This is a genomic window from Microbispora sp. ATCC PTA-5024, from assembly GCF_000511135.2.
GTDB lineage: Bacteria > Actinomycetota > Actinomycetes > Streptosporangiales > Streptosporangiaceae > Microbispora > Microbispora corallina.
Genome location: NZ_KI866522.1, coordinates 1,880,667 through 1,900,485, shown reverse-complemented (window position 1 = coordinate 1,900,485; position 19,819 = coordinate 1,880,667). Strand labels below are relative to the sequence as shown.

General features: G+C 71.5%; 14 protein-coding genes. 6 read left to right on the top strand and 8 right to left on the bottom strand.

Annotation, left to right across the window (positions count from 1 at the left end):
* Positions 1-44 precede the first annotated feature (44 nt).
* Positions 45-1,340 carry an ABC transporter substrate-binding protein gene (locus tag MPTA5024_RS08380; protein ID WP_036321265.1) on the top strand — a complete coding sequence of 432 codons (1,296 nt, stop codon included), beginning with the start codon at positions 45-47 and terminating at the stop codon, positions 1,338-1,340.
* A gap of 73 nt (positions 1,341-1,413) precedes the next feature.
* Here MPTA5024_RS08380 and MPTA5024_RS08375 read toward each other — a convergent pair whose 3' ends face one another.
* From MPTA5024_RS08375 to MPTA5024_RS08350, 6 genes are all read right to left on the bottom strand, one after another.
* Positions 1,414-1,902, bottom strand: coding sequence for a hypothetical protein (locus MPTA5024_RS08375; RefSeq protein ID WP_036321263.1), 489 nt, complete (start codon positions 1,900-1,902; stop codon positions 1,414-1,416).
* A 127-nt stretch (positions 1,903-2,029) separates the two neighbouring features.
* The gene (locus MPTA5024_RS08370) at positions 2,030-2,869 is read right to left on the bottom strand and encodes an ABC transporter ATP-binding protein (protein ID WP_084369506.1); all 840 of its coding nucleotides are present in this window, start codon (positions 2,867-2,869) and stop codon (positions 2,030-2,032) included.
* Positions 2,866-3,789: an ABC transporter ATP-binding protein gene (locus MPTA5024_RS08365; RefSeq protein ID WP_036321261.1), complete on the bottom strand. Its 924-nt coding sequence runs from the start codon at positions 3,787-3,789 to the stop codon at positions 2,866-2,868. Before MPTA5024_RS08365 ends, MPTA5024_RS08370 begins: the two co-directional genes overlap by 4 nt.
* Positions 3,779-4,771, bottom strand: coding sequence for a branched-chain amino acid ABC transporter permease (locus MPTA5024_RS08360; RefSeq protein ID WP_036321259.1), 993 nt, complete (start codon positions 4,769-4,771; stop codon positions 3,779-3,781). The genes MPTA5024_RS08365 and MPTA5024_RS08360 overlap by 11 nt, the downstream gene beginning before the upstream one ends.
* A gap of 12 nt (positions 4,772-4,783) precedes the next feature.
* The gene (locus MPTA5024_RS08355; RefSeq protein WP_232326302.1) at positions 4,784-6,067 is read right to left on the bottom strand and encodes a branched-chain amino acid ABC transporter permease; all 1,284 of its coding nucleotides are present in this window, start codon (positions 6,065-6,067) and stop codon (positions 4,784-4,786) included.
* Positions 6,068-6,477: 410 nt separating this feature from the next.
* A complete protein-coding gene (locus tag MPTA5024_RS08350; RefSeq protein WP_051458067.1) occupies positions 6,478-6,861 on the bottom strand; it encodes a hotdog fold thioesterase in 384 nt (127 codons plus the stop codon).
* A 98-nt stretch (positions 6,862-6,959) separates the two neighbouring features.
* Here MPTA5024_RS08350 and polA point away from each other — a divergent pair, with 98 nt between their 5' ends.
* A complete protein-coding gene (gene polA, locus MPTA5024_RS08345; RefSeq protein WP_036321254.1) occupies positions 6,960-9,641 on the top strand; it encodes a DNA polymerase I in 2,682 nt (893 codons plus the stop codon).
* A gap of 24 nt (positions 9,642-9,665) precedes the next feature.
* On the opposite strand, the gene MPTA5024_RS08340 is transcribed toward polA, so the two are convergent.
* Positions 9,666-10,433 carry a DUF2127 domain-containing protein gene (locus MPTA5024_RS08340; protein ID WP_198167013.1) on the bottom strand — a complete coding sequence of 256 codons (768 nt, stop codon included), beginning with the start codon at positions 10,431-10,433 and terminating at the stop codon, positions 9,666-9,668.
* Between the two features lie 74 nt (positions 10,434-10,507).
* Here MPTA5024_RS08340 and MPTA5024_RS08335 point away from each other — a divergent pair, with 74 nt between their 5' ends.
* From MPTA5024_RS08335 to coaE, 4 genes are all read left to right on the top strand, one after another.
* Positions 10,508-11,557, top strand: a complete 1,050-nt coding sequence (locus tag MPTA5024_RS08335; protein ID WP_084369505.1) for a polysaccharide deacetylase family protein — start codon at positions 10,508-10,510, stop codon at positions 11,555-11,557.
* 217 nt (positions 11,558-11,774) lie between these two features.
* On the top strand, positions 11,775-13,238 hold the full coding sequence (gene rpsA, locus MPTA5024_RS08330) for a 30S ribosomal protein S1 (protein WP_036321247.1): 1,464 nt from the start codon (positions 11,775-11,777) through the stop codon (positions 13,236-13,238).
* Between the two features lie 233 nt (positions 13,239-13,471).
* Positions 13,472-13,930, top strand: a complete 459-nt coding sequence (locus MPTA5024_RS08325) for a GNAT family N-acetyltransferase (RefSeq protein ID WP_036321245.1) — start codon at positions 13,472-13,474, stop codon at positions 13,928-13,930.
* Between the two features lie 74 nt (positions 13,931-14,004).
* Positions 14,005-14,598, top strand: a complete 594-nt coding sequence (gene coaE, locus MPTA5024_RS08320) for a dephospho-CoA kinase (RefSeq protein WP_036321243.1) — start codon at positions 14,005-14,007, stop codon at positions 14,596-14,598.
* Positions 14,599-14,616: 18 nt separating this feature from the next.
* Here the strand turns inward: coaE and MPTA5024_RS08315 are convergent.
* A partial coding sequence (locus MPTA5024_RS08315) for a pentapeptide repeat-containing protein (protein ID WP_063794636.1) occupies positions 14,617-19,819 on the bottom strand: 5,203 nt, incomplete at its 5' end.

The following is a 19,819-nucleotide window of genomic DNA, read 5'->3' as shown; positions in this document are numbered from 1 at the left end:
CGGCAGCGCTGACGTTTCCCGGGCCTGGATGAAGGAGATGCTTCATGATCCGCATTGCCCCCCTTGGGCGGGCGCTGGCCGTCGCCGCGGCTGCCAGTCTCGCCCTGACGGCCTGTGGCGGTGGCGAGGATAGCGCCGCGCCGGCGTCCTCGGCGCCGGCCGCCTCCTCTGCGCCTGCCGCTGCCGCCCAGGGCGACGGCACCCTCACCATCGGCACCCTGCTGCCGCAGACCGGCTCGCTCGCCTTCCTCGGCCCGCCGGAGTTCGCGGGCGTGAAGCTGGCGGTCAAGGAGATCAACGACGCGGGTGGCGTGCTCGGCAAGCCGGTGACCGAGATCGACACCGACTCGGGTGACACCTCGACCAACATTGCCTCCCAGTCGGTTGACAAGTTGCTGCAGCAGAAGGCCGACGTCATCGTGGGCGCCGCCTCCTCGTCGGTGTCGCTGTCGGTCATCGACAAGATCACTGGTGCGGGTGTGGTGCAGATCTCGCCGGCGAACACGTCGGACCAGTTCACCACGTACAACGACCACGGCCTGTACTTCCGCACGGCTCCGCCGGACGTTCTCCAGGGCCGCGTCCTCGGTGACCTGATCCTCGCGGACGGCAACGACACGGTCGGCATCCTCGCCCTGCAGGACGCGTACGGCACGGGTCTCGCCGACAACGTCCAGAAGGCGGTCGAGGGCGGCGGCGGCCAGGTCGTCGAGAAGGTCATCTACGACCCGAAGGCGGCCGACTACTCCGCGGACGTCGCGAAGATCAAGGAGGCGAACCCCAAGGCCGTCGCCCTGATCGGCTTCGACGAGACCAAGAAGATCGTTCCCGAGCTGGTGAAGCAGGGCCTGACCGCCGACAAGGTGAAGTACTACTTCGTCGACGGCAACCTCTCCAACTACGGCACGGGCAAGGACGGCTTCCCCAAGGGCACGCTCGACGGCGCGAAGGGCACCCAGCCGGGCGCCCAGGTGTCGGACGACTTCAAGGCCAAGCTCAAGTCGGTCGACCCGAACCTGAAGGACTTCAACTACGGCCCCGAGTCGTACGACGCGACGATCCTCACCGCGCTGGCGGCCATCGCGGCCAAGAGCGACGTCGGCAAGGACATCGCGGCGAAGCTGAAGGACGTCTCCTCGGGCGGCGAGAAGTGCAAGGACTTCAAGTCCTGCGCCGACCTGCTGAACGCGGGCAAGGACATCGACTTCGACGGTGCGTCCGGCCCCATCGAGTTCAACGACGCCGGTGACCCGGCCGAGGCCACGATCGGCGTCTACCAGTACGGCGCCGACAACACCAACAAGAACATCGCCTTCAACACCGGCAAGATCGCCGGCTGACCTGAAGCCGCCTGAGGGCCCGGTCCGCGACGGACCGGGCCCTCTCGCGTGTCCGGGCGCCGCGCCGGGCCTGTCAGGACGTGCCGCCGTGGCAGGCGCCCGTGACGACGCCGGAGGCCGAGCGGTAGCGGCGCAGCAGGGACGGCCGGACGGCGCCGGGGGTGTCGGCACGGGACAGGACCTCGGCGACCCGGTCGATCGTCTCGGTGGCCGCGACGGTGGACGCCGGCAGGTGGGGGCCGTACATGGCGAGCGTGCCGCGCAGGTAGCCGAAGCGGCCGCGGACGTCGCCGTCCCAGTGCTGGGCGTCCTCCTGGCCGGACGGCAGCAGCGAGAGCCCGAGGTAGCCGATGGCGGACAGCACGCGGGCGCAGGCGTCGTCGCCGGCCCTGGCGCCGGTGACGTACACGGCGCCGTCGGCGCCGGGGGAGCCGGAGGAGGCGGAGGAGCGGGGGCCGGTCGCCGATGCGGAGGGCGGGCCGGCGGCGGGGCCCTGGCAGGCGGTGAGGCCCGCGACGAGCGTTGTGACCGCCAGAGCCGCCGCGAGGGGGGTTCGCGTCATACGGCCCATTGTGGCCGCGTCTGTGGGCGTCTGTCGTCGTCTCGTCGTCGATGTGGCCGGCGAACGGTCGCAACCGCCGAAGGCCCCGGCGGACGCGGGGTCCGCCGGGGCCTTCAGAGGGTCGTTCTCAGGCCCGGGCGAGCGTGCCCAGGTAGAGCTCGATGACCTTGGGGTCGTTGATCAGGTCGCGCCCGCTCGCCATGTAGGCGTTGCGGCCCTGGTCGAGGACGTAGCCGCGGTGGCAGATCTGCAGGCAGCGCCGGGCGTTCTGCTCGACCATGATGACGGTCACGCCCGCCTTGTTGATCTGCTGGGCCTGGATGAAGACCAGGTCCTGCAGCTTGGGCGACAGGCCGGCCGACGGCTCGTCCAGCAGCAGCACGGACGGCTCGGTCATCAGGGCACGGCCCATGGCGACCATCTGCCGCTCGCCGCCCGACAGCGAGCCGGCCCGCTGCCGGCGCCGCTCCCGGAGGGCGGGGAAGATCTCGCAGACGAACTCGAACCGCTCCTTGAACTTGCCGGGCACCTGGAAGGCGCCCATCTCCAGGTTCTCCTCGATGGTGAGGCTGGGGAAGACGTTGTTCGTCTGGGGGACGTAGCCGACCCCGCGGGCCACGAGGGAGTGGGCCTTGAGGTTGGTGATGTCCTCGCCGTTCAGGGTCACGGTTCCGGTGCGGATGGTGACCAGGCCGAAAAGGCTCTTGAGCAGGGTCGACTTGCCGGCGCCGTTGGGGCCGATGATGCCGATCAGCTCGCCCTTCTTCACGTACAGGTCGGCGCCGTTGAGGATGTTGACGCCCGGGATGTACCCGGCGTACAGCTCGTCGGCCCGCAGCAGCGCGTCCTCGGCGCCGGCGAGGTGGTCGGACCGGTCGGTGACGGCGGCGCCGGAGGTCTCCGGCGCGGTCTCCGCGGACTCCTCGTCGGTCACGGCCGGGGTGGGGTCCGGCTCGGCGGCGGTCATGCCTTCTCCTCGATCTCCAGCTCGGCCTCGGCTTCCTGCAGCTGCTCCTCGGCCTCCTCGACGGACATCGGCGCGTCGTGGTGGGCGCCGAGGTAGGCGTCGACGACCCGGGAGTCGGACATGATGGTGTCCGGCGGGCCCTCGGCGATGACGTTGCCCTGTGCCATGACGACGACCCAGTCGCTGATGTCGCGGACCATGTCCATGTCGTGCTCGACGAACAGGACGGTCATGCCCTCCTCGCGCAGGGCCTTGACGTGGCCGAGCAGCGACTGGGTGAGGGCGGGGTTCACGCCGGCCATCGGCTCGTCGAGCATGACGAGCTCGGGGCCGACCATCAGCGCGCGGGCCATCTCCAGCAGCTTGCGCTGGCCGCCGGACAGGGAGCCGGCGAAGTCGTCGCGCTTGGCGTCCAGCTTGAAGCGCTCGAGGAGCTCCTCGGCGCGCTCGGTGATCTCGTCCTCCTGGCGGCGCCAGCTGCCCGGGATGAGGGCGCGGAAGAAGTTCTCGCCGCGCTGGTTCTGGGCGCCGAGCCGCATGTTCTCCATGACGGTGAGCTTCGACAGGGCCTTGGTGAGCTGGAAGGTCCGCACCATGCCCTGCCGCGCCACGCGGTGCGCCGGCACGCCCTTGAGCTGGTTGCCGTTGAAGGTCCAGGAGCCGGCGTCGGCGGTGTCGAAGCCGGTGAGCTGGTTGAAGAACGTGGTCTTGCCGGCGCCGTTCGGGCCGATCAGGGCGGTGATCGAGCCGCGCTGGATCTCCAGGTGGTCGACGTCGACGGCGGTGAGGCCGCCGAACCTGCGCACGACCTTGTCGACGACGAGGATCGGGTCGGGCTTGGGGACGCCGGGTTCGGTGGGGAGTCCTTCGAAGACGGCCGCCGCGGCCGCCTTCCGCGTCGTGGTGGTGTCAGCGTGCATCGAGCGCGATCTCCCTCTTGTCGCCGAAGATGCCCTGGGGACGGAAGATGAGCAGGAGCATCAGCCCGAGTCCGACGAGCATGAAGCGCACCGCGCCGACCTGGTTGACGGTCATGATCGAAGCGGGGATGACTCCGGCGCCGACGGCCTCGCTCAAGGTGTTCCCGACGAAGACCAGCAGAACCCAGAAGATCGCGGCTCCGACGACGGGGCTGAAGACCCGGGCGGCGCCGCCGAGGATCACGATCGTGTACGCGTAGAACGTGAACTCGGTGCTGAACAGGTCGGGCTGCACCGACGCCTGCCCGAGCGCGAAGACGAAGCCGCCGAGGCAGCCGATGACGCCGCCGAGGACGAGGGCCTGCATCTTGTAGGAGAAGACGTTCTTGCCGAGGCTGCGCACCGCGTCCTCGTCCTCACGGATGGCCTTGAGGACGCGGCCCCATGGGCTCTTCATGAGCAGGTACACCAGCGCGCAGGACAGCGCGACGAGGACCCAGCCGACGGTCAGCACCCAGCTGACCCGCTCGTTGAAGCTGATCGGGCCGATGCCGTACGTGCCTGGGGCGTAGGGGTTCATCGCGAAGAAGTCGCCGGAGAAGTTCTGCCGGCCGTCCGAGCCGCCGAAGACGCTGCTGAACTTCACCGATCGGAAGATCAGCCGGACGATCTCGGCGGCGGCGATGGTGACGATCGCGAGGTAGTCGGCCCTCAGCCGCAGTGTCGGGATGCCGAGCAGGAACGCCAGGATGACCGTGGCGACCAGCCCGATCGCGATGCCGAGCCAGAAGGGCAGGTGGAAGGTGGCCACGGTGACGGCCATGCCGTACGCCGCGACGCCGAGGAAGGCCGCCTGGCCGAAGTTGAGCAGCCCGGCGTAGCCGAACTGGACGTTGACGCCGATGGCGGCGAGCGCGTAGACGACGGTCTCCAGGCCGATTGACGCCTTGACCGTGGTGACGAAGATCGCGTACCAGTCCACGAGGGTCTCCGATCAGCCGATGCGCTCGCGGCGGCCCAGGATGCCCTGCGGCCGGAAGAGCATGACGAGGATGAGCACCATCAGCGCGCCGACGGTCTTCAGCTCGGTGGGCACCACGAGGGTGGAGAGCTGGATGAACAGGCCGACGACGATGGATCCGACCAGGGCGCCGAACGCGGTGCCGAGGCCGCCGAGGGTGACGCCCGCGAAGACGAGCAGCAGGATCTGGAAGCCCATCTGGTAGTTGACGTTCTGCGCGAGGCCGAGCATCACGCCGGCCAGGGCCGCCACGGCGCCGCCGACGGTCCAGATGATGCGGATGACCTGCTCGACGTTGATGCCGGACGAGGCGGCGAGCGCGGGGTTGTCGGCGACGGCGCGGGCCGCCTTGCCGACGCGGGTCCGGAGCAGGGCGAGCCCGACGATCACCAGGACGACGAGCTCGATGCCCATCGCGATGAAGTTCTTGGGGGCCGCGGAGATCGGGCCGACCTGGATGCCCGGCTGGGCGTTGTAGTCGAGGTAGGCCGAGCTCTCGCCGCCGAACACGAAGAGGAAGATGTAGCGCATCAGCAGCGCCAGGCCGATCGAGATGATCATCATGGCGATCAGGCTGCTGCCCCTGCGGCGGAGCTTGTTCCAGAAGAACGCGTCCTGCAGCCAGCCGAACGCGCCGCCGACGACCACCGCGGCCACCGCGGCCCAGATGAGCGGGATGCCGACGACGACGTTGAAGAAGTACGCGGACATGGCGCCGAGCGTGAGGAGCTCGCCGTGCGCGAAGTTGGTCAGGCCCGTCGTCCCGAACACCAGGGACAGGCCCATGGCCGCGAGCGCGATGATGAGGCCGAGGTTGAAGCCCTCGAACGTGAGCTGCGCCACCCGGTCCCAGAACGAGGACTCCGAGGAGGACGAGGGGGCGGGAGCGCCCGAAGCGCCGGCCGGGACGAGGGCGAACAGCACGTTGCGCTGGCTCTCCTCGTAGACCTGGACGTCGAGGGTGGCGCGGTTGGCGAACTTGAGGGCCACCCCCTTGGGGAGCGTCTTCTGGTCCAGAGTGACCTTGTACTTACCGGCCTTCGGGACCGGGACCTCCCACTTGCCGTCGGCCCCCGTGGTGACCTCCTTGACGGGTTGTCCGTCCTCCGTCACCACGCTGATCTTGACGCCGTTCACCGGCTGGCCTTGGTTTTGGAGTGTGCCCTTCAGCGCCTCGCCGTCCGCCCAGGCGGGGGAGGCGAGCAGAAAGACGAGTCCACCCAGGAAGGCCGTGAACGCGATCACGGCTCTGCGCAATGGTGCTCCCTCTATAGGTCATGGCGGGGTGGTGTCCCCCCATTCGGACGCGCAACATCGCAACGGGTCTGCGACGTTGTGGCCGGAGCATAAGCCCGTGTCGCCCGTTTCAGGGCTGTTCGTCACCAATCGGTGACCAGGGTGTGTCACTGGCGTGAGCAAGCTTCCCAGGTCAGGACGGCTGCGGGCGGCGCGTCCGGTGACTTCCGATTCCGGACAGCGGCGAGCCCGCGGTGGACCTTTGGGACCGTACACAGCTTCCCCGGCTCCGCACGTTGTCTACTCGGTCTCCCACGGGCTCTGGAGCCACAACGGTAGCGACCCCTGGGGCTCCCGTGCAAAGAGAGTCGGAAGGCTTTCCGTTATGGCCGTGAATGCGGTGTTCACCGCCCCGCGGGTTCGCCGCGGCGTCAGGACGCGTCCCTGATGAGGCAGGTCAGCCGCGCCGTGCAGACCGCGCGCCCCACCTCGTCGGCGATCTCGATGACGTACGTCGCGAGCGTGCGGCCGCCGTGCACCCGGGTGGCGACGGCGGTCACGTCCCCGGAGGTGGCGGAGCGGTGGTGGGTGGCGTTGATCTCGATGCCGACCACCATCTTCCCCGGGCCGGCGTGCAGGGCGGCGCCGGTCGACCCGATCGTCTCGGCCAGGACGCAGGACGCCCCGCCGTGCAGCAGCCCGTACGGCTGGGTGTTGCCCTTCACGGGCATGCGGGCCACGACCCTCTCGGCGCTCGCCTCGAGGATCTCGATGCCCATGCGCTCGTGCAGGTGGCCCTTCCCGGCCTCGTTCATGGACGCGACGAGGTCCTCCGGATTCGTCAAGGTCAAGGGGACGCCTCCTGTGGGAAGAGCCTGGGGTTTCTGTCGTAGAGGGAGACTAGGCTGCGGGTGTGCCGAAGAGTGAAGCGACCCCCACCCGTCCGTGCCTGCTGCTGCTGGACGGGCATTCCCTCGCCTATCGCGCCTTCTACGCACTGAAGGACGCGAACCTCATGACGACGGACGGGCAGCACACGGAGGCGGTCTACGGCTTCACCTCGATGCTGGCCAACATCCTGCGGGACGAGCAGCCGAGCCACATCGCCGTCTGCTTCGACCGCAGCGAGCCCACGTTCCGGCACGAGGCCTACGACGGCTACAAGGCCAACCGCGCGGAGACCCCGGAGGACTTCCGCGGCCAGATGCAGCTCATCTTCGAGCTGCTCGACGCCCTGCGCGTCCCCCGGCTGTCGGTGGCCGGGTTCGAGGCCGACGACCTCATCGCCACTCTCGCCACCCGGGCGGCCGCCGACGGGATGAACGTGCTCATCGTCACCGGCGACCGCGACGCGCTCCAGCTGGTCGACGACAGCGTCACCGTGCTCATGACCCGGCGCGGCATCAGCGACATGACCCGCTTCACGCCCGAGGCCGTCGCCGAGAAGTACGGCCTCACCCCGGCGCAGTACCCCGACTTCGCGGCGCTGCGCGGCGACCCGAGCGACAACCTGCCCAGCATCCCCAGCGTGGGCGAGAAGACCGCCACGAAGTGGATCGCCGAGTTCGGCTCGCTCGACGAGCTGGTCCGCCGGGCCGACGAGGTGAAGGGCAAGGTCGGCGACAAGCTCCGCGAGCACCTCGGCCAGGTGATCCACAACCGCATGCTCACCGAGCTGAAGCGCGACGTCGCGATCGACGCCGAGACGGCCGACCTGCGGATGGGCCTGTGGGACCGCGAGGAGGTCAACAAGCTCCTCGACGCCCTCCAGATCCGCGGCGAGCTGCGCGAGCGGCTGTTCAAGACCCTCGGCACGACAGAGCCTGAGGCCGAGGAGGGCTTCGAGCTGGAGGTCGCCGTGCTGGAGCCCGGCCAGGTGGCCGCCTGGCTCGCCGCCCTCCCCGAGGGCAGGGCGGGCCTGGCGTTCCAGGGCGTGTACGGCAGCGGCACCGGCAGGCTCGACGGCGTCGCCGTGGCCGGGCCGGACGGCGCGGCCTACCTCGACCCCTCCCGGCTCACGGAGGAGGACGAGGCGGCCCTGGGTGCCTGGCTGGCCGACGAGACCCGGCCCAAGGCCGTCCACGACGCCAAGGGTGCGCTGCTGGCGCTGTGGGCGCACGGCCACGACCTGCGCGGCCTCACCTGCGACACGGCCCTGGCGGCCTACCTCGCCATGCCGGGGCAGCGCTCGTTCCCGCTCGACGACCTGGTCCTGCGCTACCTGCACCGCGAGCTGCGGGCCGAGTCCGCGCCCGACGGGCAGGGCTCGCTGTTCGACGACGCCGACGTGAGCGCCGCCCGCGACCTGGCGCTGCGGGCCCAGGCCGTGCGCGACCTGGCCGACGCCCTGGAGGGGCACCTGTCCGAGCGGGGCGGCACCCGCCTGGTCACCGAGGTGGAGCTGCCGCTGGTCCGGGTGCTCGCCGAGATGGAGCGGGCCGGCATCGCCGCCGACCGGCAGTACTTCGCGGCCCTGGAGGCGGAGTTCGGCGCCGCCGTGAAGCAGGCGACGGAGGCCGCCCACCAGGCCGTGGGGGAGCAGTTCAACCTCGGCTCGCCCAAGCAGCTCCAGGAGATCCTGTTCGTCAAGCTCGGCCTGCCCAAGACCAAGAGGATCAAGACCGGCTACACGACCGACGCCGACGCCCTCGCCTGGCTGGCCCTGCAGACCGACAACGAGCTGCCGACGATCCTGCTGCGCCACCGCGACCAGACCAAGCTGCGCACCACCGTCGAGGGGCTGATCAAGGAGATCGGCGACGACGGGCGGATCCACACCACGTTCAACCAGATCGTCGCCGCGACCGGCCGGCTGTCGAGCGAGAAGCCCAACCTGCAGAACATCCCGATCCGCACGGTCGAGGGCCGCCGCATCCGCAAGGGCTTCGTCGTGGGCAAGGGCTACGAGACCCTGCTCACGGCCGACTACAGCCAGATCGAGCTGCGGATCATGGCCCACCTCTCGCAGGACGCGTCGCTGATCGCGGCGTTCGAGTCCGGCCACGACTTCCACCAGGCGACCGCGTCCCGCGTCTTCGACCTGCCGCCCGAGAAGGTCGACGGCGACCTTCGGGCCCGGATCAAGGCCATGAACTACGGCCTGGCCTACGGGCTGTCCGACTTCGGGCTCTCCGGGCAGCTCAACATCCCGGTCGCCGAGGCGCGGGCGCTCAAGGAGGAGTACTTCGAGGAGTTCGGCGGCGTCCGCGACTACCTGGAGGCCATCGTCGCGCAGGCCCGCACCGACGGGTACACCGAGACGATCCTCGGCCGCCGGCGTTACCTGCCCGACCTGACCAGCGACAACCGGCAGCGGCGGGAGATGGCCGAGCGGATGGCGCTCAACGCCCCGATCCAGGGCTCGGCCGCCGACATCATCAAGGTCGCCATGCTCGACGTCCAGAAGGCCGTCGAGGGCATGCGCTCGCGGATGCTCCTGCAGGTCCACGACGAGCTGGTGTTCGAGGTGGCCCCCGGGGAGCTGGAGGAGCTCACCGACGTCGTGCGGCGGCAGATGTGCGCCGCGTACGAGCTGCGCGTCCCGCTCGAGGTGAGTGTGGGCGTCGGGCCCACCTGGGAGGACGCCGGCCACTGACCCCGGGCGGCTTGAGGGGCGGTGTCAGGGGCGGCGGGAGGGGGCCAGGCCGGCCGCCTCCACCTCCAGGATGCTCGCCTCGTGCCGTTCGGCGTCGTAGGCGGCCCGGCCGCCGCGCAGACCGAACAGCCGCTTGCTCAGGGCGATGTAGAGCGCCGCCGCGATGTTGATCAGCAGGACGACGATCCGCAGCGCGGTGACCTTCTCGGTGATCTCGTAGATCTCCACGGGGATGAAGGCCGAGGTCACCACCACCGAGAAGTACTCACCCCACCGCTTGAGCAGCCACAGGCCGACGCCCTCGACGATCATGAGGGTCGCCAGGGCCACGAGGCCGACGGAGATCCCGGTCAGCGTCGTGGTCTTGGCCGCCAGCACCGACCGCAGCGTGTGGACCACGCCCGAGTCCTCGAGGTTCCAGCCCAGCTGATCGGTGATCGGCTTGACCAGCGGCAGGTCCTGGTCGAACGCCCGCTGCACCGCGTCCCGCTCCGCGCGGAAGCGCCACACGCCGTACGCGCCGGCGAGCACCAGCACGCCCTTCATCCAGCGGAAGACCGCGATCAGCCGCAGGACCGTGGCGTCGCGGAGCGCGTTCCCGCGCAGCACGACGGGGGCGTCGCGCGCCGGGCCCGACCCGCGCGGCGGCCCGAGCGTGAAGTCGCCGCAGCGCAGGCAGCGCCACGCCTCTCCGAGAACGGTCTCGGCCCTCAGCCGCGAGCGCAGCGCCTCCTCGTCCGGCGAATACGTGACGTGGCCGTGCCGGCCGCAGGCGCGAAGACTCCAGTCCACAGGGAAATCACAACACATGTGAATCGGGTGAGGACGGGCACTAAGGTCAAATAACTGTGCGAAGCCTTGCCCAGATGACCGCCATCGCCAACGTCGTCGTGGTCGTCGTCGGTCTGGCCGTGCTCGTGCTGCTGCCTCCCTTGGAGCGTGCCGAGCCCGAACGGGCGGCGCTGCCGCCGAAGGCCGCGCTGCCCCCCACGAGGACGGCGGAGCCCGTCCAGGCGACCGCGGAGTCGGCGAAGAAGGTGCGCGCGAACGAGGTCGGGCTGGTGCCCGTGATCATGTACCACCGGCTGCTGCGCCGGCGCGTCGCGTCCATCGACCGGACACCCGCCGAGCTGCGGGGCGAGCTCGAACGGCTGGCCAAGGACAACTACGTCCCCGTCACCGCCGCCGAGTTCGTCTCCCGGAAGATCGACATCCCCGCGGGGTCGCACCCGGTCGTCCTCACGTTCGACGACGGCAGCCCCTCGCACTTCGCCGTCGACGCCAACGGCATGCCGAGGAACGACACGGCCGTGGGGATCATCTACGAGGTCGCCGCCCGCCACCCCGACTTCCGGCCGGTGGCCACGTTCTACGTCAACCGGGAGCCGTTCGGCGTCCGGAACAAGGCCAGCGAGGCGCAGGCGGTGACGTGGCTGCTCGGCCACGGCTTCGAGGTGGCCAACCACACCTACTCCCACCCCGACCTGCACCGCCTGTCCACCGCGAAGGTGCGCGAGCAGATCGCCCGCCAGGAACGGCTCCTCAGGACGCTCGGGGTGATCTCGTCCACCACGTTCGCCCTGCCGTACGGGTCGCAGCCGAAGAAGGCGGGCACGGCGCACGACGGCTCCTGGGACGGGACGAAGTACCACTTCGACGGCGTGTTCCTCGCGGGGGCCGAGCCCGCGGTTTCGCCCAACGCGAAAAGTTTCCAGCGGTACGCGATACCGAGGATCCAGAGCAACGGAAAACACGGTGAATGCAGCCGCTGGTGCACGACCTACTGGCTCGATTGGCTGGACAAACACCCACAGGAGCGCTATACGTCCGATGGGGACCCCAGCCATGTGTCCGTTCCTCGGAAACTGAAGGGTCAGGTCCGGTCAAGTGATGCCAAAGCGGTCATCGCGTACTAGAGGCGCGGGCGAGCGGTTCTGTGGCCGGTCCGGATTGACCCCGCCCGTCAGGTCTCATATGCTGATCGCTGCGCTGTGGGCTCGCGCGCGTCACGGACGGAGCGGGCTCGCGCTCGGTCATCCGTAGGTTCAGGAAAGATCAGACTTCGGTGAACGAAAACAGGCCCGCCGCGCTTCTGTCACAACGACATCTGTCCGGTTCGGAGCAATTCCACACATGACGAGCAGCACTGAGGCCACCTCGAGCACCCCGCAGGTAGCGGTCAACGACATCGGTTCCGAGGAGGCCTTCCTCGCCGCGATCGACGAGACCATCAAGTACTTCAACGACGGAGACATCGTTGAAGGCACCGTTGTCAAGGTCGATCGAGACGAGGTCTTGCTCGACATTGGCTACAAGACCGAGGGCGTCATCCCGTCCCGCGAGCTCTCGATCAAGCACGATGTCGACCCGGCCGAGGTCGTCGAGGTCGGAGAGCACGTCGAGGCCCTGGTCCTCCAGAAGGAGGACAAGGAAGGCCGCCTGATCCTGTCCAAGAAGCGCGCCCAGTACGAGCGCGCCTGGGGCACGATCGAGAAGATCAAGGACGAGGACGGCATCGTCACGGGCACCGTCATCGAGGTCGTCAAGGGCGGTCTGATCCTCGACATCGGCCTGCGCGGCTTCCTCCCGGCGTCCCTGGTCGAGATGCGCCGCGTCCGCGACCTCCAGCCGTACGTCGGCCGCGAGCTCGAGGCCAAGATCATAGAGCTGGACAAGAACCGCAACAACGTGGTTCTGTCCCGCCGCGCCTGGCTCGAGCAGACGCAGTCGGAGGTCCGCCAGACCTTCCTCAACACCCTGCAGAAGGGTCAGGTCCGCAAGGGCGTCGTCTCCTCGATCGTCAACTTCGGCGCGTTCGTGGACCTCGGCGGCGTCGACGGCCTGGTCCACGTGTCCGAGCTGTCCTGGAAGCACATCGACCACCCGTCCGAGGTCGTCGAGGTCGGCCAGGAGGTCACGGTCGAGGTCCTCGACGTCGACATGGAGCGCGAGCGGGTCTCGCTGTCGCTGAAGGCGACGCAGGAGGACCCGTGGCAGCAGTTCGCCCGGACCCACCAGATCGGCCAGGTCGTCCCCGGCCGGGTCACCAAGCTGGTGCCGTTCGGCGCGTTCGTCCGGGTCGAGGAGGGCATCGAGGGCCTGGTCCACATCTCCGAGCTGGCCGAGCGCCACGTGGAGATCCCGGAGCAGGTCGTGCAGGTCGGCGACGAGATCTTCGTCAAGATCATCGACATCGACCTGGACCGCCGCCGGATCTCGCTGTCGCTGAAGCAGGCCAACGAGGGCGTCGGCACCGAGGTCGAGTTCGACCCCACGCTGTACGGCATGGCGGCGACCTACGACGACGCCGGCAACTACATCTACCCCGAGGGCTTCGACGCCGAGACCGGCGAGTGGCTCGAGGGCTTCGACAAGCAGCGCGAGGAGTGGGAGCGGCAGTACGCCGAGGCCCAGGCCCGCTTCGAGGCGCACCGCTCGCAGATCGAGAAGGCCCGCCAGGAGGAGGCGGCGGCTAGCGAGGCCGCTCCCTCGTCCTACAGCGGCGGCGGCGAGAGCAACGCCCAGACCGGCGGCGCCCTCGCCTCCGACGAGGCCCTCGCGGCCCTGCGCGAGAAGCTGGCCGGCGGCCAGAGCTGATCGCCCACCGGCCCAGCCGGCGGTAAGACCGAGCGAAAGGCCCCGCCCCTTCCGGGCGGGGCCTTTCCGCGTCCCCAGCCCTCGCCATGCGGCCGGACAGGCAACTCCTGGCGCGTGGCGCCTCCCGCGTCCCCAGCCCTCGCCAAGCGGCCGGACGGGCGACTCCTGGCGGTGGCGCCTCCCGTGTCCCGGCCTCGCCGTGCGGCGGGGGCGGCCACCGGTAGGGTGATCGCGTGGTGGAGATCGAGCGGGCGCGGCCCGGGGACGCGGGGGAGATCCTCACGCTCCAGCGGGCGGCCTATGTCACCGAGGCCCAGATGTACGGCGACCCGTTCATCGGCCCGCTCGTCGAGTCCTTCGAGCAGGTCCGCGCCGTGGTCGAGAACGGCGTGGTGCTCAAGGCCGTCGACGCCGGGCGGATCGTCGGGTCGGTCCGCGGCCGGATGTCCGGCACGACCTGCCTCGTCGGCCGCCTCGTGGTGGCGCCCGACCGGCAGGGCCAGGGGATCGGCGGCGCCCTGCTGGCCGCCCTGCACGAGGCCGTCCCCGAGGCGACCGCGTTCGACCTGTTCACCGGGCACCTGTCCGAGGGGAACCTGCGTCTGTACCGCCGCCTCGGCTACCGCGAGACCCACCGCGAACGACTCCAGGACCATCTGACCCTCATCCACCTCCGTCGCGCCCTCGGCTGAGGCGACCGGCGACCGGCGACCGGCGCCCGACGCCGGCCTCCCGCGCGCGGCCCCGCGGCCGGTAGGCTTCGGGCGTGCTGAAGGTCGGGCTCACGGGCGGCATCGGGTCGGGCAAGAGCGAGGTGTCGCGCAGGCTCGCGGCCCACGGCGCGGTCGTGATCGACGCCGACATGATCGCGCGAGAGGTGGTCGAACCGGGAACCCCGGGGCTGGCGGAAGTGGTCGAGGCGTTCGGCGAGGGCGTGCTCCGCCCCGACGGGACGCTCGACCGCGAGAAACTCGGGTCGATCGTGTTCGCCGACCCCGCCCGGCTGAAGATCCTCAACGGCATCGTCCACCCGAAGGTCGGCGCCCGCGTCGAGGAGCTCCAGCGGGCCGCCCCCGAGGACGCCGTCGTCGTCTACGACGTCCCTCTCCTGGCCGAGAACGGCCTCGCCCCCCTGTACGACGTCGTGATCGTGGTCGACGCGCCCGACGACGTCAGGATCGAGCGGCTGCGCACGTTCCGCGGGATGGCCGAGGCCGACGCGCGGGCCAGGATCGCGGCGCAGGCCACCCGGGAGGACCGGCTGGCCGTCGCCGACATCGTGATCGACAACGGCGGCACGCTGGAGTCGCTCGACGCCCAGGCCGACAAGGTCTGGCTCGATCTGACCACCCGCCGCTGATCTACAGCGTAAAGGCGCTCAGAAGGGTTCGTCGAGGGCCAGGCGGCGCACCTCGGGGAGGTACTCGTCGAGCTCGCCCGGCTCGAAGCGGCACATGCCGATGACGTACCAGAACTGGCCGGACACGTCGCCCTCCAGCTTGTAGTGGCCGCCCGGCGCGAACGCCGCCCAGCCCTCGGGCAGGCCGAGCAGGGTGGCCCGCCGGGTCCAGGCCGGCACATCCCAGAGGATCACCACGCCGTCGTCCCCGGCGCTCGCGAGCAGGTCGCCGGAGGGGTGGAACGCCACCGACCAGACCCTGCGGGTGTGCCCGGTCAGCGACTGGACGTGCGCCCCCGACACCGGGTCCCACAGCCGCACGGTCAGGTCGTCGCCGGCCGTGGCCAGCAGGTCGCCGGACGGGCTGAACGCGGCGGTCCAGAGCCGGCCGGCTCCGCGTTCGAGCACGTGCCGGCATTGTCCGCTCGTGACGTCCCACAGCCGGGCGGTGCCGTCGTTGCTCGCGCTCGCCAGCAGCCGGCCGTCCGGGTGGAACACCACGGAGTACACGCGGTCCTCGTGGCCGTCCAGGGTGGCGACGTACGCCCCGGAGGGCACCTCCCACAGCCGGACCTTGCGGTCGTCGCAGCCGGTGGCGAGCAGGCGGCCGTCCGGGCTGAACGCGATCGAGCGCACCCGCCCCCGGTGGCCGGCCAGGTTGACCACCTGCCGTCCGGTGGTGCGGAACCACAGCCGGACGCTGTCGTCGTCGTTCGCGGTCGCGAGGAGCTCGCCGTCCGGGCTGAGCGCCTCGGCCCAGACGTGGTCGGTCTCGACGTTGAGCTCGCGCTCGTACGTCCCGGCGGCCGGGTTCCACAGGTAGACGCCGCCGTCGTTGCTGGCGGTCGCCAGCAGCGGACCGGCAGGGCTGAAGACGGCCGAGACCAGCCGGTCGGCCGCGCCGGTGAGGGACCGGAGCCGGCGGCCGGTCCGGGGGTCCCACAGCCGCACGTAGCCGTCGTTGCCGCAGGTGGCGAGCATGCTGCCGTCGGCGGAGAACCGCACGGAGGTGATCCGGCGGCCGTGCCCGCGCAGCGTCTGCCTGCACTGCCCGGTGAGCGGGTCCCACAGGCGGGTGGTGCCGTCGTTGCTGCTGGTCACGAGCTGCCGACCGTCCGGGCGGAACGCGAACGGCCACACCGAGCCGCGGTGCCCGGTCAGCTCGGCCCGGGGCCGGGCCGTCGCCGTGTCCCAGGTCCGTACGACGCCGTCGCTGTCGCCGGTGGCCAGCAGCTCCCCGGACGGGCTGAACAGCACCTGGTACACCGCGCCCCGGTGGCCGGGGACGTCGCCCGCCGGGGTACCCGCGACCGGGTCCCATAGCCGTACGGCTCCCGTCGTGTCGCCGGACGCGAGCAGGCGGCCTCCCGGGTGGAACGCCAGCGCGTAGATGCGGCCGGGGTGGCCGGTCAGCTCGTGGATCGGCTCTCCCGTGCGGGGGTCCCAGATCCGCAGCACGCCCTGTCCGTCGCCCGCGGCGAGCAGCGTGCCGCCGGGGCTGAGGACGAGCCGGTAGACGGCGCCGCTGTGGCCGTGGAGGTGATGGCGGACCCGGCCGGTGGCGAGGTCCCACACGCGGATCGCGCCCGCGGAGTCGCCGGTGACGAGCAGGCCCGGCAGGAAGACGGCCGTGTAGACGGGCGCGGCGTGCCCGGGCAGCTCCAGCAGCGGCTCGCCGCCCGACCACACCCGCACCACCCCGTCGGCTCCGCCCGCGGCGATCAGGTCGCCGGACGTCACGACCGGCCAGACGCCCTGGGGGTGGCCCTGCAGGACGTGGAGAGCGGCGCCGGTCGCCGTGTCCCAGACGCGGACGGTCCCGTCGGCGGCGCCGGTCACCAGTCCCGTCGCGCCGTACACGGCCTTGTAGACCCGGCCGCGGTGGCCCTGGAGCGTCCGCAGGGCGGAGCCGGTCACGCTGTCGCACACGAGCACGCCGCCGTCCTCGCTGCCCACCGCGAGCATCCCGCCGTCGGGGCTGTACGCGACGGGCTCGGGCAGCCGGCTGCTCTCGAAGTGGTAGCCGTACGGCACGCCGACGAGGGCGGGCGCGAGTTCGGCGGTCACGGGCCGGCCGGGCGCGACGGCGGCGCCGCGAAGCTCGGGGGCGTCGGCCGGGACGCCCACGGCGTCGATCAGCGCGGCCCGGTCCCAGGTGCCGCCCTCGACGGCCGCGTCGCGCAGGTCGGCCCGGGCGAGCCGGGCCCGCGACAGGTCGGCGCCGCGCAGGTCGGCGCCCGCCAGCACGGCCTCGTCCAGCCGGGCGCCCGCGAGCCTGGCGTCGCGCAGCACGGCGTGCGCCAGGTTGGCGCCGACCAGCCGGGCGTCGGTGAGGTCCGCGCCGGTGAGGTCCACCCCCGACAGCTCCCGGTACGACAGGTCCTCCCCGCTGAGGCGGGCGCCCCGCAGGTCGGTCCGCGCCGGTGTGCGCAGCCGGGTCGTCACCTTGATCGCGTTGGCCCTGGCCGCGTCGCCGGAGGCCGGGGAGGCGAGCGTGCGGGCGGCCCACGACTGCAGGCGGGAGGCGTCGGCCAGGTCGCACAGGAAGTCGACGGTGAGAGCGGACAGCGGGCGCAGCGCCAGGTCGTCGAGCGAGCCCGACAGGTGGCGCGCGACCAGCCACTCCACGACCGACGCGTGGATGAAGCCGAACAGCCCCTCGTCGGTGCGGACCAGCAGGCTCCCGGCCCCCACCGCGTGCGCCGCCTGGCCGGGCGACAGCCGGTCGCCGGACGCCGCGGCGCGCCCGGCGCCCTCCTGCTCGGTCTCGTCCCCGCCCGGCCGGTCAGCGGAACCGGTCAGGCCGGTCAGCGTGTCGGCGACCTCGGAGAGCTCCGACGGGCGCAGGTAGGTCTCGCCGGTCTCCCACAGGCGCAGGGCGAGCGTCGTCGCGGCACGCCACAGCTCGTCGCGGGTCAGCCCGCCGGGCGAGCCGGCGACGCCGCGGGTACGGTTCTCCTCGAACGCCAGCCAGGTGTCGAGGATCTCCTGGTACAGGCCGGCGGCGCTGATCGCCTCCCCCGCCTGCGCCACGGCGCGCAGCCGCTCCTCGGGCAGGTCGGCGATGAAGCTGAGCATGCGGGGGTTCTGCGCGAGGCCGAGCAGGTCGCCGACGCCCCGCAGCAGGTCCATGCGGTCGTCCGCCGCCCGCTGCGAGCCGTACCGGTTGACCAGGTACGCCCTGATCTGATCTTGGGTGAACTCCTCGATGCTCAGCACCCGGCGGTTGGGCAGCAGCCCGACCTTCTCGCCGAGCGCGGTCATCACCTGGCTGCGCGACTTGAAGTGCTGGGTGCGGCCGGCCACCACGATCTTCGCCTTGTCCTCCGCGGCCTGCAGGAGGGTGTCGAGGTGGTCGGCCGCCCGTTCGTACGTGACCCGGGTGACGAGCTCGTCGAAGCCGTCGAACAGCAGCACGATCCGGCCCTGGCGCAGCATGTAGTGGAAGGCCTTGAGGTCGATCAGCTCCTCGCCGTGGTTGGCCAGGTGGGCGGCGACCAGCCCGTCGACCGAGTGCGCCTTGTCGAGGGCGCGCAGCTCGATCAGGATCGGCGTGAGGTGCGGCAGCTCGGACGGGATGCGCCGGGCCACCTCGTGCAGGGCGAAGGTCTTGCCCCGCCCGAAGTCGCCGAGCACGAGCACGAACCGGCCGTGGTCGGCGGCCAGCAGCCGCATCAGCTCCCCGGCCAGGTCGTCGCGGACGCCCTCCCCGGCCCGGTCGAGCTCCCGGAACCGCTGCGGCACGTACAGGTCGGGCGGGTAGCGCCGGTCGCTCCGCAGCCGGGCCGTCTGCCCGGCCACGTGGTCGGACAGGTCGAGCAGCCCCTGGAACTCGGTGAAGCTGCGCAGCCGCAGCCCGCGCCGCAGCGCGTCGTCCCGCAGCGCCTGGGCCGGGGTCGGCCCCTGGTACACCAGCTCCGAGCCGTGCTCCAGCCCCGCGGCGTGCACGTGGGCGAGGAACGCCTCGACCCGGTCGCGGGTGAGCGGCCCGGCGTGGGCGCCGATGAGGAACTGCCGGACGAAGCCGTCCTCGGGGTGGGTGACGAGCAGATGCGGCGGGTCGCCCGCGACCCGGCGGATCTTGGCCCGTTCGAACCGCGTCTCGCACACCTCGACGATCCGGTCGAGCAGCAGGTCGGTCGGCCCGGCCTGGGTGTCGGGCTCGGCCGGCGGCCCGGGCTCGGCCGGGGCGGGCGGGCTCTGCGGCCGCCACAGCCGCCAGACGTACGGGACGACCTCGGGCTCGCCCAGCTCGGCCCGGTCGCGCGGCCACCGGCGCAGCCCCTCCGGGGTGAGCTCGACGATCTGGTGGCGGCCCGGCGCCAGGGCGGGCAGGCACGGCAGCCCGTCGAGCTCCCACAGGTCCTCGGGGCCGCGGCGGGGGTCGCGGCCGTGCAGGAGGAGGTCGAGGCGGGAGCCGAGCAGGCGCTCCAGCGTGCCGGCGTCGCGCAGGCCCGGCGGCGGGTGCGCGACGGCCCCCACCTTCAGCCAGCCGTCGTACTGCCGGAGCCGCTCGGCGAACCAGGCCGCCTGGGCCTCGCCGACGAACCCGTGGTCGTCCTCCTCGCGGTGGCTCATCGCGATCGTGGAGTTGAGCCCGGCCACCACGGTCCGCAGCTCGGGCAGCTCGAACAGCGTCCACGGCTGCGCGCTGTCGAACGCCGGCCCGTCGAGGCCCTGGTAGATCTCCTTGAAGAGGGTGGAGAAGTGGCGCCACTTCGGCCAGTACGGCGGCTGGGGGGCCACGTCGTCGGCCTCGCAGGTGGCGAAGTAGGCGCGGCAGGCGGCCCTGGTGACGTCGCGCGGCCCGGGGACGACGACCAGGCGGCCCGGCTCCAGGCCCAGCAGCACGCGCAGCCCCGTCAGGAACGTCAGCGCCTGCTCGCACTCCCGGATGCTGCCCGACTCGGTGAGGTCGCCGGTGACGACCAGCAGGTCGGGCCGGGGCACCCCGGCGTCCGCCAGCCGGGTCAGGTCGGCCCAGATGCTCGCCTGCAGCTCGCCCGCGTCGATGGGCTCGTCGGCCTCGGCGAGCCCGCGGCCGAACCGCGGCCCGGCCACGTGCAGCATGCCGACTGTCGCCGCGCCGCCCGCGCGGGCCGCCGAGGGGAAGGCGGGAGCCGTCGCGGGGGTTCGCCGCGGCCGCGGCACCCGTACGGCCGGCTCCCGGTGCGGCTCGTCC